This window comes from Paenibacillus terrae (genome assembly GCF_005217525.1).
Lineage (GTDB): Bacteria > Bacillota > Bacilli > Paenibacillales > Paenibacillaceae > Paenibacillus > Paenibacillus terrae_C.
Map to the genome: position 1 here is coordinate 299,708 of NZ_PNXQ01000001.1, position 14,372 is coordinate 314,079.

General features: G+C 45.2%; 14 protein-coding genes. 1 reads left to right on the plus strand and 13 read right to left on the minus strand.

Going from position 1 to position 14,372, the window contains the following annotated elements:
• Positions 1–146 precede the first annotated feature (146 nt).
• The gene (locus C1I60_RS01430; protein ID WP_137060172.1) at positions 147–1,250 is read left to right on the plus strand and encodes a M23 family metallopeptidase; all 1,104 of its coding nucleotides are present in this window, start codon (positions 147–149) and stop codon (positions 1,248–1,250) included.
• Positions 1,251–1,306: 56 nt separating this feature from the next.
• On the opposite strand, the gene yunB is transcribed toward C1I60_RS01430, so the two are convergent.
• The 13 genes from yunB to C1I60_RS01495 form a co-directional block, all read right to left on the minus strand.
• Positions 1,307–2,113, minus strand: a complete 807-nt coding sequence (yunB, locus tag C1I60_RS01435) for a sporulation protein YunB (RefSeq protein WP_137060173.1) — start codon at positions 2,111–2,113, stop codon at positions 1,307–1,309.
• Between the two features lie 168 nt (positions 2,114–2,281).
• The gene (locus C1I60_RS01440) at positions 2,282–3,214 is read right to left on the minus strand and encodes an aldo/keto reductase (RefSeq protein ID WP_137060174.1); all 933 of its coding nucleotides are present in this window, start codon (positions 3,212–3,214) and stop codon (positions 2,282–2,284) included.
• Between the two features lie 83 nt (positions 3,215–3,297).
• The gene (locus C1I60_RS01445; RefSeq protein ID WP_137060175.1) at positions 3,298–4,134 is read right to left on the minus strand and encodes a carbohydrate ABC transporter permease; all 837 of its coding nucleotides are present in this window, start codon (positions 4,132–4,134) and stop codon (positions 3,298–3,300) included.
• A gap of 2 nt (positions 4,135–4,136) precedes the next feature.
• Complete coding sequence (locus tag C1I60_RS01450; RefSeq protein WP_137060176.1) at positions 4,137–5,039, minus strand: carbohydrate ABC transporter permease; 903 nt, start codon at positions 5,037–5,039, stop codon at positions 4,137–4,139.
• Positions 5,040–5,071: 32 nt separating this feature from the next.
• Positions 5,072–6,436 carry an ABC transporter substrate-binding protein gene (locus tag C1I60_RS01455; RefSeq protein WP_137060177.1) on the minus strand — a complete coding sequence of 455 codons (1,365 nt, stop codon included), beginning with the start codon at positions 6,434–6,436 and terminating at the stop codon, positions 5,072–5,074.
• A gap of 299 nt (positions 6,437–6,735) precedes the next feature.
• Complete coding sequence (locus C1I60_RS01460) at positions 6,736–8,391, minus strand: histidine kinase (RefSeq protein ID WP_252361506.1); 1,656 nt, start codon at positions 8,389–8,391, stop codon at positions 6,736–6,738.
• A gap of 23 nt (positions 8,392–8,414) precedes the next feature.
• Positions 8,415–10,010 carry a response regulator transcription factor gene (locus tag C1I60_RS01465; protein ID WP_137060178.1) on the minus strand — a complete coding sequence of 532 codons (1,596 nt, stop codon included), beginning with the start codon at positions 10,008–10,010 and terminating at the stop codon, positions 8,415–8,417.
• A gap of 71 nt (positions 10,011–10,081) precedes the next feature.
• Positions 10,082–10,771, minus strand: a complete 690-nt coding sequence (locus C1I60_RS01470) for a DNA alkylation repair protein (RefSeq protein ID WP_137060179.1) — start codon at positions 10,769–10,771, stop codon at positions 10,082–10,084.
• A 19-nt stretch (positions 10,772–10,790) separates the two neighbouring features.
• On the minus strand, positions 10,791–11,408 hold the full coding sequence (locus C1I60_RS01475) for a DNA-3-methyladenine glycosylase family protein (protein WP_137060180.1): 618 nt from the start codon (positions 11,406–11,408) through the stop codon (positions 10,791–10,793).
• A 72-nt stretch (positions 11,409–11,480) separates the two neighbouring features.
• Entirely contained in the window at positions 11,481–12,299 is an 819-nt protein-coding gene (locus C1I60_RS01480; protein ID WP_137060181.1) for an SPL family radical SAM protein, read from the minus strand.
• A 2-nt stretch (positions 12,300–12,301) separates the two neighbouring features.
• A complete protein-coding gene (locus C1I60_RS01485) occupies positions 12,302–12,817 on the minus strand; it encodes a methylated-DNA--[protein]-cysteine S-methyltransferase (RefSeq protein WP_137060182.1) in 516 nt (171 codons plus the stop codon).
• On the minus strand, positions 12,798–13,403 hold the full coding sequence (locus C1I60_RS01490; RefSeq protein ID WP_137060183.1) for a bifunctional transcriptional activator/DNA repair enzyme AdaA: 606 nt from the start codon (positions 13,401–13,403) through the stop codon (positions 12,798–12,800). The genes C1I60_RS01485 and C1I60_RS01490 overlap by 20 nt, the downstream gene beginning before the upstream one ends.
• A gap of 273 nt (positions 13,404–13,676) precedes the next feature.
• On the minus strand, positions 13,677–14,372 hold a 696-nt coding region (locus tag C1I60_RS01495), incomplete at its 5' end, for a PTS sugar transporter subunit IIA (protein ID WP_252361507.1).

Sequence of the window (14,372 nt, forward strand, 5' to 3'; positions counted from 1 at the left end):
CTTTGATGCCGGAAAAGTAAAATCCTTATATGGATAAAAGCGACGGATATGGCTCAATCTAAACCAAAGCGCCCGTACCAATGCCGCTGGATGCGGGCCTGTAATCTACGGGGCTGTCAAGCTCCCTTATGAGGAGGTTGGTTCACGTGCCTTACCCTAAACGTACAGTCCGCGCTGTTTGCCTGTTGCCGCTGCTGTTATGCGTTACTACATTGACAATGGCCTGTCCGCTTCCTGCTCAGGCCTTGGCCAGACCTTTACAAACATCATCCCAAAGCATTCAGCAGGCACATATCGCTACTCCAAATTCCCAGTCATCATTGTATACGTCCAGGCTTGCTCTATATCGTTCCGTCGAAGCCTTGACAGGAATTCCGTGGTACAGGCTGGCCGCTATCGACCAGTATGAACGCACGCTTACGATTGCGCATCCCAAGGATCGCAAGCATGCGGAGCGAGTCACAGGTATCTTTGTCACTGGCCCCGTCTGGTCTGGTCTAATGAACCCTGATCCCGAGGATCGGCATCCACGTTCCATTTCTTTTTTTTCCGGGTTGGGGCAGGACGGATCGGGTGACGGAATTGCTGACCGAGATGATGACAGGGACTTGCTGTTCAGCATCGCCTCTTATCTCGGTAAATATGGAAGCACAGAGGATGAGTTTTCCATTGCAGTATGGGAATATTACCACAACAGCCGCGCCGTTCAAAGGATACAGCAGTTCGCCAAACTGTATCGAACATATGGAAAGCTGGAGCTAGGCACACAAGCCTTCCCGCTTCCCTTGGGAAGCATTTATAGCTATCGCAGCACTTGGGGCAGTCGTCGGAGTTGGGGCGGTTACCGCATTCACGAAGGAACAGACCTATTCGCTGGCTACGGCGTTCCGGTTCGCAGTACCTGCTACGGCGTAGTGGAAATGAAAGGCTGGAATCCGTTCGGTGGATGGCGAATCGGGATTCGGGATCTCAGCAACCGCTATCACTACTATGCGCACCTCTCTGGCTTTGACAAGACCGTTCACAACGGGGACATTGTCACGCCAGGTCAGATTGTCGGCTGGGTCGGAAGCTCGGGTTACGGCAAGCCCGGTACCCAGGGGAAATTCCCGCCACATCTGCACTATGGCATATACCGGGACAGCGGTTGGATGGACTGGTCCTTTGACCCGTATCCGTTATTAAGACAATGGGAGCAAACGGAGCGCAAAGCGCTCAAAACCAGTAAAGTAAAAGGGACCTCCACATAAGGTCCCTTTTACTTTTCATATACAACAATCAAGCACTCTCACCCCTTTTCATTCGCTTATGGCGTTGGAGATGAAGTGGTGGGTTCGTCTTGCTGCATCTGTGGAACACTCTCTATGCCGGAATCCGCAACGCCGCCTGTCTCTATCGAATGTGGCGGCAACGCCAAATTAGGGGCGACGGCTCCATTTTTACCGACGGGCTTACCCTGATTATCATAGTAGTACATTGGGACATTGCCTACCACCAGCAAATAAGACACCGGGATTTCCGTCTCCACAATTTGGGGCTGCATTTCAAAAGGAATCACGACGGACACCTCCGTCGTAATCCGAATATACACTTCCACCAAAATCATGTTGATGCCCGCATCCTGCTGGCGTGTATTTAAATCTACCTTGATCGCTCCATGCGGCTCCACCTTGAGTGGAACCTTCGGGCCATAGGCTGCCAGCAGCGGACTGCCCAATGCCTGACCGATTGGAACGCTCTCATCAAAATGGCTCATGCTGTCCATCGTTGCCTTGACTGCCTTGAGCGTATCCGAAGTAATTCTCATATGCTCCGCATAATTGAGAACAAAGCCGGAGGTTTTCCCTTGCGCATCCGTTCTCCATTCGATCAGTTTATCTGCGGTCTCCCCCTGCTCAACCTGCGCAGTAATCGCTGAATTAATGGCCTCCGTCGCCATTTGTTTGACCCGTACTTTTGCCAAATGCATCATAGGTGGCTTCAAATGCTGCTCCACATAAGAAGCAGCCTGTACGATTCCTACGAGCAGTATCAGCCCCACAATGAGCCATACTCTGCGTCCGCCGTGTTTTCTTCTGTTGGGTCTGCTATGCCAATGCGGTCTTCTCTTCATCCCGATCCCCCCGCAGCGATGAGCTTACCCTACAAGGATATGCGAGGGGTACACGAAAAAGAAGCTGCCCGTCCGGCAGCTCCCTTGGGTGTGCTAAAAACTTAACATTCCCGTTGTGACACTTAAGTCAGAATTTTTGCAAAACCCTCAAGTATGAATTGAAAAAAATTATTTAAAAATACGGTCAATCTTTTCAATATCCGCCTGGTTCAGTTGAACATCCAGCGTTTTCAGATTCGCCAGCACCTGCTCTGGCCCCTTCGCCCCTGGAATGAGGGCATCAATCGAATCACGGGTCAGATACCATGCGAGCACAACATGAGCGACCTCTGCATTCAACGCATTGGCAATCTGCCGTACCTGCTCCACTTTGTCCAAATGACGAGCAAATGCCTCTCCCTGGAATAATGGACTTTTCGCTCTGTTGTCCGTGAAGATTGTGTCTTTCGTATACTTACCGCCCAGCAATCCGGAAGCCAGCGGGAAATAAGGCACAAATGAAATGGCATTGGCCTTGGTGTAAGGCAGCAGTTCCTTTTCCGCTTCCCGTTGGAGCAAATTATATTCAGATTGAAGCACATCTACATAGCCGTCACTATTCGCATCCTTAAGTTGTTCAATGGAAAAGTTAGAAACGCCAATGGCCTTGATTTTGCCTTCGTCCTTAAGCTTCTTCAATTCTCCAACTGCTTCTGCCTTCGGCGTAGCTTCATCCGGGAAATGGATATAAAACAGATCGATATAATCGGTTTGCAATCTTTTCAGACTGGATTCGACGGATTCACGTAAAAAAGCAGGCGAGTTGTCAAAAACAACCTCTCCGTTCACAAATTTGTGTGCACCCTTCGTGGCAATCACAGCTTTATCACGCTGACCACGCTCTTTCAATACCTCACCGATCAACCGCTCTGAGTGTTCAGGTCCATAAATAAAAGCCGTATCCAGAAAATTGATGCCGTTATCCAAAGCTGTGCGAACGACTTCTTTGCCCGTTTCATTGTTCAAACCGGAAAAAAGATTATGTCCTCCCACCTTATTTGCACCCAAACCGATTGGTTTTACATATAGATCTGTTTTGCCAATACGCACTTGCTCTGCCAATTCACGTCATCTCCTTTTCGAAAGTTACTTCCATTTTAATATTAAATTCCAAAAAAAGCAAAGTGCATACTTGGCAGTTGCTCCTATCCTTTAATCCCCGTTAAGGCAATCCCTTCCATAAAATACTTTTGTCCTATGGCAAACAAAATAATAGCAGGCAAGACAACAATTAAAGAAGCTGCCATCAAAACGCCCCATTGAGCCGAATATATCCCCTGAAATTGCTGTAGCCCAATCGCCAACGTAAATTTGCTCTCATCATTAAGGTAAACCAGTGGTCCCATAAAATCATTCCATGTATTCAAAAACGTAAACAATCCAATAACCAAAATCGCCGACCTCGACAAAGGCAAAATAATACGGGTAAAAATCGTAAAATGATTGCCTCCATCCACAAATACAGCTTCATCCAGTTCTCGCGGTAGAGTCATGTAGAATTGTCTTAGCAAAAAAATATTAAAAACGCCTCCACCAAAAAACGAAGGTAATACCAATGGAACGTACGAATTAACCATGCCTAATGCCTGCCAACCAATAAATGACGGAATCAGCGTGACTGCAAACGGCAGCATCATGCTGCTTAATAACAAGGCAAATACCTTATCTCTTCCCTTCCATTTCATTCGCGCAAAGCTATAGGCAGAAATCGTACTCGACAGAAGTACACCCGCCAAAGTACCCGCAACGACGATAAATGTATTCACAAAATAGCGCCCAAAGGATAACTCTTCAAACGGCTGTAAAAAATTTTCGAGTACAAAAGGCTCTGGAATCCATTTCGGCGGGATCAAAAAAATCTGACTTAAATCCATCATGGAGCTTCGCACCAGCCAGTAAAAAGGAAACATACAAAACAGTGAGCCCACTACAAGAACTGTGTAGAGTAAAGCCCTGCTCCAACTCCAACCGCGTTTTTTCATCTTCATGCCCCCCCGCCTTCGTAATACACCCATTTTCGGGCCGTCTTGAACAGAAAGGCAGTGAATACCAAAACGACAATAAAGAGCACCCAAGCAATAGCACAGGCATAACCCATATTCGAAAAAGTAAATGCCTCGCGGAACAAATAAAATGTATAAAACAAGCTGGAGTTATTGGGTCCACCCTGAGTCATGACGTACGGCTGAACAAACACCTGAAACCCACCGATGAAGCCCATAATCGTATTAAAAAAAATAGTGGGCGATGTCAATGGAATTGTAATATAAATAAGCTTATGAAGAGCGTTCCCACCGTCAATTTCAATGGCTTCATAATAATGTCTAGGTATATCTTGCAAGCCTGCCAGAAAAATAATCATGGTTCCTCCAACGGTCCATAAGCTCATTAAAACCAGAGTAGGAACTACCGAACCTTCGCTATAGATCCATTGACTTTCGGGCAAATGCAGCGCACGCAGCACCACATTTAGCAAGCCAAGATCGGGATCAAACAGCCACATCCAGATCATGGACGATGCTATGAGCGGCACAATGGTAGGCAGATAAAAAACGGTTCTGAAAAAAGCCAGACCTTTTACCTTTTGATTAAGTAATATCGCCAAAAAGAAAGCTACAATAATTTGCAGGGGCACACTCAGAAACACATAATAAAACGTAACCCCGAGTGATTTATAAAAAAATTGATCCGTACCGTCAAATAAGTGGACGTAATTATCCAGACCGATAAAATGGGCCTGTGAAGCAACCTTGTAATCGGTAAGACTGAACCAGAGACTAGCGATCATCGGTCCCAGAACAAAAATGACAAAGCCGAGAATAGCAGGGGCGGCAAAAAGCCACCCCAACCCATTTTCCTTCTTACGAATAGAAGATAATGATTGCATTCTATCCCTCTCTTTCTGTCAAAACACTCACCCTATTCTTTTGGATACGTCCCTTTAAATTCCGCGTTAGCCTTTGCGGAAACCTCCTTGAATGCTTGCTCCACCGTTTTCTTGCCCAGCCATACCTGATCCAGCGCCGGGTTAATGATGGCATTGATTTTTTCCGAGTTTTTCAGATAATAGTCGTAAGAATTGACACCGTTATGCAGCGTTTGGTTCATGACAGCATCACGGTAACCATCGGCATGACCTGGTTTGACATCGGCCCATTTGCTAATCAAGTCTGGTTCGGTGTACCACTTTTTCATGACAGGCATCCACAATCCGCTGGAATGCATGTCAAGTCCGCTTTCAGCATCCAGTAAGAATTTATAAAACATCCATGCTTCTTTAGGATGTTTAGTTTTGGCAGAAATCACTTCCGGTTCGCCAAACAGGATCGTTTTGCTGCTTTTCAGCTTGGGTAATACGCCTACACCGAAATTCACCTTCGATTCTCCAAGATCCAATTGAACCCACTGTCCATCCAGATCCATCGCTACACGCTTACTTTGCAGTGCTACGGCCGGAGAAGGTATATTTTTGGATTGCGTCGGCGACGGTGCCACATGATAAACGTTGATCAGATCAGCCATTTTCTGAACAGCTTCAATCACATCAGGGTTCTCAAGATTAAGGGAGTCACCTTTGTCTGAAATGACACTTACATTATTGGAAGGCACAAGCAAATGCCACATCCATGTATTAAACCGAACTCCGTACTGTTTAATGTTACTTGCATCGAAATTGGGACTGAGCGCATTATTTCCCGCTTTATCAATGGTGAGCTTCTGTGCTGTCTCTAAAAACTGCTCCCATGTCCAAGCCTCCTCAGCCTTTACTGGTGGCAAAGCAACACCAGCCTCATCAAACAATTCTTTATTGTAATAGAGGGCGAAAGCTTCCTCAGTTACCTTGACACCAGCCACTTTGTCCTTATCCCAATAGATGACTGAATTAGGAATGAGACTTTCCTTCGTTAGCTCCTTATCCTCCTTCAAAAATTCATTTAAATTATATAGTTTGCCTTGTTCAGCCCATTGCAGAGCCTGTGCTTTATAAATGGGAAATACATCGGGTGCCTGATTGGCAGCAAACATCGTCGTTAATTTGGTTACGTAATCCCCGGGGATATGCATATAGTTGATTTTGATCCACGGATATTTCTCTGTAAATTTTTTAGCGATTTCCTGCTGAACCTTCTTTTCATTAGTGCTACCCCAACTGGCATAGGTCAGTGTCACTTGCTCGTGACCCTGCAAATCTACTGGCTTGCTGCTGCTCTCATTTGAACTACAGGCTGACATAAGCCCAAAGATCAAGCACATGCAGACGATCCATAACTTTCGCTTTAACATGAGTAACGCCCCCAAACCATTTATTTTTTGATCTTTTCGTTTGTTGCTTCGTCACTAAATTCATTTTAGCAAACGCTTACATCATTAAAAGTCGTACTCTCATTGGATTGGTGTCATTTGATTAGATCTATGAATTTCTCCGATGCGGATCAGGACAAATGTCCCCTTACCTGCTGACGAGTGGAGCGTAACGCCATATTCCATTCCATATAATAGCCGTACTCTTCTGTCTACATTTTTAATGCCCGTTGATCTGATTTCTCCAGCTTGAATTCGGTGTATATGATCTTCTTGAATTCCTAATCCATTATCCCCACTTTAAAACACACCAATTGCTTCTCGATCCAGGCTGTGATCCTAATCCGACCGCCTGATTCCATTTCGGCGAAGCCGTGAATAATTGAATTCTCCACAAAAGGCTGTAAGAAAAGCTTGGGAACTTCCACCTGAAGCAAAATGGGATCAATATCATATTCCACCGTGAACTTGTCCTCAAAGCGATTCTGCATAATATAAATGTATTTTTCCAGCCAATTCAGATCGGTTTCCAAACTCCATGTATCGTTTTTATTTCGAGTCGTAATTTGCAGCATTTCTGCCAAACTAATGATCATCTGTCCTAATTCCTGCTGTTTATGTTCTAACGCGATCCAATACATGGTCGTTAAGGTGTTATACAAAAAATGGGGATTTAGTTGTAAATTAAGTGCCATTAACTCCGACTCTTTGGCTCGCAGACGCGACTTGTAATTTTCCTCGATTAAATCTTTAATTTTTTCATTCATTTGATTAAATCGAATCACCAGATCTCCCAATTCATCATAGCCACGTACAGGAATTCGAATATCAAAATGCCCCTGCTCCATTACTTTCATCGCCTGTTTCATATCCGTGATAGGCTTACTGATGTAAACAGACAGTAAATAAGCAAGAATAACAGCAACGAGCATCATAAAGCCTAAAAAAAACAATGTGTAGGTGCGAATCGTTGACAGATGTCCCAACACATCTTCCATGGGAATGGCTATATAAGATACCCAGCCTGTCGTCTTCATCGCTTCATAAACAAGTAATATGCTTTGACCCTTAACATTTACCATTTTCATTCCTTGCTCCGAGGTAATAGCATTTTTGAGCCAGTCTGCCACGGGCTTTCCCTCTTGATTCGGTCCGTCAGAGCTAATGACCAGCCCGTTCTGATCATGAAGCATACCGTAGGATAGATGTGCAAATCCGCTGCGGGCTGCGTAATCTTCAAAACCCCCTTTTAACAAATCAGGACGGAAATTCAATATAAGTATAGGCTTTTCCTTTCCCTCCGGAAGCGTATGGAAGGTTCCCGCATCATCTATTGCAGTCAAATGAAGCTGCTTCACAACAGCAAATAAAGAACTAAACTCATACGAGCCCTGTTTTAAATCCTGCTGATGAAATGTATCCGCATACGAATAGGTAGGGATCCACTCGGTAGCTCCCTCTGCTTCCACTGCCGTAGTCGCCAAGGGAGAAGAATAGAAAGGCTGAACGGGAATATACATCCGATTGCTGCTTCCATAGGCATAATTTCGCGTCATAATCTGAGAAGCGTATACTTCCTCCATATTGCCAAAGTATCTGTACAACATGTTCGTAATGCTGCGATCAGCTTGTAAAAGAGATGAAGAATCCGAAGTATCCACGTCTGAAATGGTCTGAAGAAGGTCATGGTCGATCGGAATCATATCTACGGTTTTTTGAATTGCAGTCAGCTTGTTATCCAGCAGTTGGTTATTACTGCGCAGAACGCTTGTCACGCTATCTGTTACGTTTGTAGTAATATTCCGTGCACTCGTTTCAAAGTAAACAAAACCCAGGATCAAAACCATAAAACCAGACAACAAAAAATAGGACAGCATCAATTTCGTACGAAAGCTACTGTCCAAAAATTTTTGATACATATATTTAACTTGACGCATCGTATCTTCCTTTCACCTAACAATCAGTTGAATTTCCTACGAAATTCTTCCGGCGTGTGCATTACATTTTTTTTGAACACTTTAAAAAAGTATTTGATATCTTTATAACCAACCTGTCTACTAATTTCTGCGACCTTGGCGTCTGTATGCAGCAGTAAGTGCTGAGCCTTTTGCATTCTGAGCTTCACCATATATTCCGTGAACGAGAGCCCAAAATAATTTTTGAACAGAATGCTAAAATAGGACGCATTATAGTGGAAGCGCCGGGCCACGATCTCCAGACTTAGGTCTTCATGTAGATGTGTATCCAGAAATTCCTTGCACTTTTTCATAATGGGTTCGCCTTTGGAACCGCTATGAAGCTCAAGGATCAGCTCTTTAAGCCACAATGCAACACGATCCTGGAGATCCTGAAGACATGTGGCTTCCAAGACAGCTTTGTTCATCTGCTCTGAATGACGCGAGTAAAATTCTTCACTCCACCCTATATTTAACCCTTGTAAACTAGCCAACAGAAGCTGTATCAATTTCGTTTTGAGCACTTCAGGTGCAGGATACCCTTGCGTCATTCGTCCAATGAAATGTTGCACCCTATCCAATAGCTGATCGGTCTCTTCATTCGAGATAGCGCTTTCAATAAATTTCAAATTGGTCATTTGTTCGTGTGTGCTCATTTCCAGTACCAACTGCTCATCATCTGATACGACAAGGTCCAAACATCTGATGTGAGGTGTATAAAAACGCATGGAGATGAGGCGAACGGCCTTATCGTAAGATTGGCTTATTTGCATCTCATCAAAATCAAAAGGTTGACCCCAAGCAGACCAGATCGAAATAGATTGCTGCTGCTCCATCTTTTCCAGTCTAATTTGAAGCGCTCTTTTGGCCTCCCTACCTTCAGTCCTGTCCTTCCAATTTACTACTGCAATCACATGCTCTTTATGGGATTCAAGTGGAAACACGACAGATGATGCCCAAGGCCGCAATATTTCAGCAACCGTATTATGGAGTAGGGAACCCCACTCATGTATATCCTCCGGGCGGGAGGCAGATGCTCCCAACGCAAGAACTTCTCCTAGCCCCTGCCATCCAAAGTGACTCTTTAACAGGCTTTTCTCGTGAGCCTGTAACTTGTCTGTCACCCATTTGCTAAACAAATGCTCCAAAAATGCAGGCATACTCTGCTCGATCTGGTTCAACGCCGTTCGATTTTCACTGAGTGCCTCCTGCTCCTGTACAATAACCTTTTCCATGTGTTGAATCACTTCAATGAGCTGCTGCGATTGGACGGGTTTCACCAAATAATCATTCGCCCCGTACCGCACCGCCTGCTGTGCATAGCTAAATTCCTGGTAGACTGTCACTAAAATAACTTTGGTTTCATGCTGGCCGGATGTTCTCAATTGTTGAAGATATTCAAGTCCATTCATAATCGGCATTTGAATATCCGTAAAAACGATCTGGATCGGTTTGGACAACGAAATGGTCAGAGCATCTTTCCCGTTCTTGGCTTCCCATACCTGATATTCGGGACGTAAATCCCTGACCATGGCAGCTAAACCTCGACGCTGTCTAGTTTCATCATCCACAACAAGCACTCCCAGCGGGATCGAATTCACTGACTCCCCTCCTGTCGTTTTCATACAAGCATGTTTTTTTACAGTATAACACTTACAGGTGGGGTCCAATCCTAATTTCTTTTTCGCTTCATACTGCGAATGATTGTTTTCGTTTCCTGATCCACCCGGTATGATTCCGTGATCTTTTGCAAAGCTTTGTTGAACGTAAAATCATCCAGTGTATTGTTTTTCAAGTAATTCATCGTCATCTCGGGCAGCTTGATATAACAGATCGATATCGCCCATGCTACTGCCATTTGTACATAATAATCCTCACGGTGGGTTTGATCCATCCATTGCAGTACCCGGATGATATACTCTTCCTCAATATAAAAGTTCAGAAGCATAACCACGCCAAACCGAATTTCATATTCTTTGCTGGATAACAGATACGGCTGGATAAAGTCCCATACCCGTTCCTTATGATTTTTTGTACTTTTTAATCCACCGCAGAAGCTGTCACACACCGACCAATTATCAATTTTAGGAATAAATCTGGCGACGCAGCCCAAAACTTCCTCTATATCCGCTTTCACATAGCCAATCACCATGCCTTGCAGCATGACTTCCTCGAAATGTTCACTTTCAGCGGTTTCAAGGTAGAGACGCCAATCGCCCTTGGCAATATCCTGAGCCAGCTTACGTAGCACCGGCAGACGTACGCCCAGGACATTATCAATATTCGGAATCAATGCCGCCGTAAATTTTTGAAAATCTGAATCGACAGTTGATAGTATTTGTTCTCTGATTGTTGTTTTCACATTTCCCACTCCCTGATCCTTAACGAAATGAAATACTCCATAAATAAATAGAGGCCACCGAACCATAAGGCGAATAGGCTCGGCGGTACTCCTCAAATTGTTCCCTGGTAAGTGTATCCAGATTGTACAGCTTCATCATTCCCCGTCGAATAGCTATATCGCCCCAACTGACGACATCCGGACGTTCCATGGAATTAATCAGCATCATTTCAGCCGTCCACGGGCCGATCCCATGCAGCGAGGACAGTTTTTGAATCACTTGGGTATCGGAGAGCTCATATAATTCCTGCAAATCCAACAAGCCCTGCTCTATCGTTAGGGCTACATTCAGGATACAAGCCGCCTTTTTCATCGTTATGCCACAGCTTTGAATAGCTTCGACCGACTGGGCCGCTATATTTTCTGAATTCATGGCTCCCACGTTCTCCTGCATTCTTGCCCATATGCTTTGAACAGCTTTGGCAGAAATAAGCTGTCCCACAATCGCATGAACAAGCGCAGCGAACAGATCGGGAATAATCTCTCGTTCGACCTTGCCCAATTGCGTCATCGCTGTACCGAGTACGGTATCCACACTTTTCAGATAATTGATTTCCTTCTCTCCATAGTCAAAATTTTTCGTGATCACGGTTTGCACACTCAGCTTCCCCCTCTGCAACCCTTATACTGTCCCACTTACATTCCCTTTTGAATGAGGTCTATCCCAAAATCAGGGCTCAAATCCTTCACGGCTCACATAAAGCTGTTCTTCAGGAAAAACATTGCGAAATTGTTCGTAGATCGCCTTGTAGGCTGCCGGATGATACCAATCCTCCAGCCCTAATGGCTCATACAGCGCACCCATATTTAAGCTTCGTGTACGCCTTCCTCCACTGCCGTCTCCCATAAAATAATCATCAATACAGATACGGTTGACCAGTGGCAAAAGCTTGTCCGCAAAATGATTGCTACTTGGAAGCATCGGAGCGATTGTGGCTTGCGCCGGTATTCCTGCCTCTTTTAACAGTTGCAGCGTCTTGAAACGGGCCTGAATGGGGGGCGCATCCGGCGTAAAATGTTTGCGTATATCTTCGCGGTCTGTTTCTACCGTCATGCTCACCCGTACGCGATCCTCTAATAGGAGCAGCAAGTCGATATCCCTTCGTACAAGCGGACTGCGAGTCTGTACAAACAGGAAATCTGGCGAATCTTCCACCATCACCTCCAGCAGTGAACGAGTCACCTCTTCCTTGTACTCGACAGGCTGATAAGGATCTGTGCTGGACGACATAAAGATAGTGACTTTCCCCTTGGATTTGGCCCGCCGAAGCTCCTTGCGAAGAAGCTCTGCCGCCTGCTTTTTAATATCAACCCATGTTCCCCAAGCTTCCTTACGGAACGTGGAGACTGGCATTTGGCGAACATAGCAATACGAGCAGCCAAAGGTGCAGCCTGTATACGGGTTCAACGAGTGCGTATACCCTGACAGAAAGCCTGTCCCTTTATTCAGAAGGGTCTTGGGGGACTTGTATATATGATGTGCTTCCATGGTTAACCTCTTTCGAGTCGCAAAAGCTTTACTTTCATATCCAAACCACCACGATATCCGGTTAAAGCACCATTTTTGCCAATGACCCGATGGCATGGGACGGTGACCAGAATTGGGTTAGCACCGATTGCAGCCCCCACCGCCCGAACAGATGCGGGCTTCTGAATAGCGTTGGCAATGTCTGAGTAGGATTGTGTCTCTCCATACGGAATGTCACACAGCGCGTTCCAGACCGCCATTTGAAACACAGTCCCCCGAAAGTCAAAAGGAACGGTAAAACTTATGCGCTTCCCTAGAAAGTATTCAATAAGTTCTGTGGCATAGGGCTGTAAGACCTCATCATCTTCAACCAATGGACTGCCAGGAAATCGGCTCCCTGCCCATGAAGTTAATTCCTCTAAAGGTTTATCGGGTGAGCCTACGTAACATATTCCATCCGATGTAGCTGCAATATATAAATTCCATTCTTCATAAGTTAACAATGACCAATAGATCGTTTTAGGAGTTTGGGTTAACATGATGTATACCTCCATTTTGTAATTTTGCTGATTTAAGCTGACGATATTGCAAAGGCGTGTAGCCTGTATTCTTTTTAAATAACGTAGAAAAATAAGGGGTATTGGACAGACCTACGCTCTCCCCCACTTCCGCAACGGATTTATCCGAGTTCATTAGTTGTTGCTTGGCTTGTTCCAATCTGGTTTGCTGTATATATTCCATAGGGGTTATAGCCATGACCCGCTTGAAGGTACGATGCAGATGGTACGGGCTCCCATGGCTCATCTCTGCAAGCAAATGCAGCGTTAAATTTTCCTTGTAGTTAGCATCCACATACTCTGTAACCAGCGCGATCCATTCATGATCAGGCAAGCGCTGCCCCGTCGGCTTACACCTTTTGCATGGTCGAAAATGCTCCGCTAAAGCCTGTTCTGCTGTTTTGAATAAGCGGATGTTTTCTCTTTTGGGAGGACGGGATTTGCAGGAGGGGCGACAAAATATTCCTGTTGTCCTCACAGCATAAAAAAATTCACCATCATAAGACTTGTCGCTCTCCACAATAGCTTTCCACTTCTCGCTAGTTATGGGCAACTCGGATTTCTTCATTTAAGTTCACCTCTCATTTGCAATGTGGCCTCCCACATATCTAAATTATAAACCAAACAGTGAACGTATGTACCCCTCTTGGAATGTAAAGGCAAGATAACGAAAAAAAAGATGACTCCTTCGGAGCCACCTATCCATAAAAGCCAGCTATCTGATCATACGAAAAGCCGCCTCCTCGGTTATAGGTTTGTATCCTACTAATCCCGAAAAGCGCGGCTTGTTCAACTCACTAAATCACTTATTCTGGTTATTCAACAGACGTATTCAGATAATTCACTCTTTCTCGTTCGTACCGCCGAACAGCTGTAACAGTGGGTCATGTATCTGTACCTGTCCTTTGGCGGTTGGAAGGATATCTGAATAAGCGGAAGAATTCGTAACGATAATCGGTGTAATCGTAGGGTAGCCTTCTGCCCTGATCTGCTCAACGTCAAATTCGAGAAGCAGGTCTCCTGCTTTTACCTGGTCGCCTTCTTTAATATGGGAGGTAAAATGTTTACCGTCCAGCTTAACCGTGTCTACTCCGACATGAATCAAAATTTCTGCGCCTTTGGGCGAAACAATCGCAAGCGCATGTTTTTTCTTGAACGCCACAGTAATCGTCCCGTCAAAAGGGGCTACAACCTTGCCCGATGTCGGTTCGATGGCGATACCTTTACCCATAGCTTCCGACGCAAATGCAGGATCGGGAACTTCCGAGAGGGCAACAACGGTTCCTTCAATCGGACTAAATACCTCTTCGTTAGAAACATCTGTTGCATGAACTGGTTCTTTAGTCGAATTTTCGGGTGATTCTTCCGCTTCAACCGGATCTTCAAACCCTAAAATATAAGTCAGAATGGCCGAAACCAGAAACGATACCGAAATTCCTAAAATCAGTCCCGGGAAGCCTTGTCCGCCAGGGCCGTAGAAGATAGGCAAGGTCAACAGTCCCGGCGCGCCGGAAGCGAATGCTTGCGTTCCTGCTTG

Excerpts from the sequence above, each read along its gene's own strand:
- yunB (WP_137060173.1), bottom strand. The coding sequence starts at position 2,113 with ATGAAGAGAAGACCGCATTGGCATAGCAGACCCAACAGAAGAAAACAC.
- C1I60_RS01445 (WP_137060175.1), bottom strand. The coding sequence starts at position 4,134 with ATGAAAAAACGCGGTTGGAGTTGGAGCAGGGCTTTACTCTACACAGTT.
- C1I60_RS01450 (WP_137060176.1), bottom strand. The coding sequence starts at position 5,039 with ATGCAATCATTATCTTCTATTCGTAAGAAGGAAAATGGGTTGGGGTGG.
- C1I60_RS01455 (WP_137060177.1), bottom strand. The coding sequence starts at position 6,436 with ATGTTAAAGCGAAAGTTATGGATCGTCTGCATGTGCTTGATCTTTGGG.
- C1I60_RS01460 (WP_252361506.1), bottom strand. The coding sequence starts at position 8,391 with ATGCGTCAAGTTAAATATATGTATCAAAAATTTTTGGACAGTAGCTTT.
- C1I60_RS01480 (WP_137060181.1), bottom strand. The coding sequence starts at position 12,299 with ATGGAAGCACATCATATATACAAGTCCCCCAAGACCCTTCTGAATAAA.
- C1I60_RS01485 (WP_137060182.1), bottom strand. The coding sequence starts at position 12,817 with ATGTTAACCCAAACTCCTAAAACGATCTATTGGTCATTGTTAACTTAT.
- C1I60_RS01490 (WP_137060183.1), bottom strand. The coding sequence starts at position 13,403 with ATGAAGAAATCCGAGTTGCCCATAACTAGCGAGAAGTGGAAAGCTATT.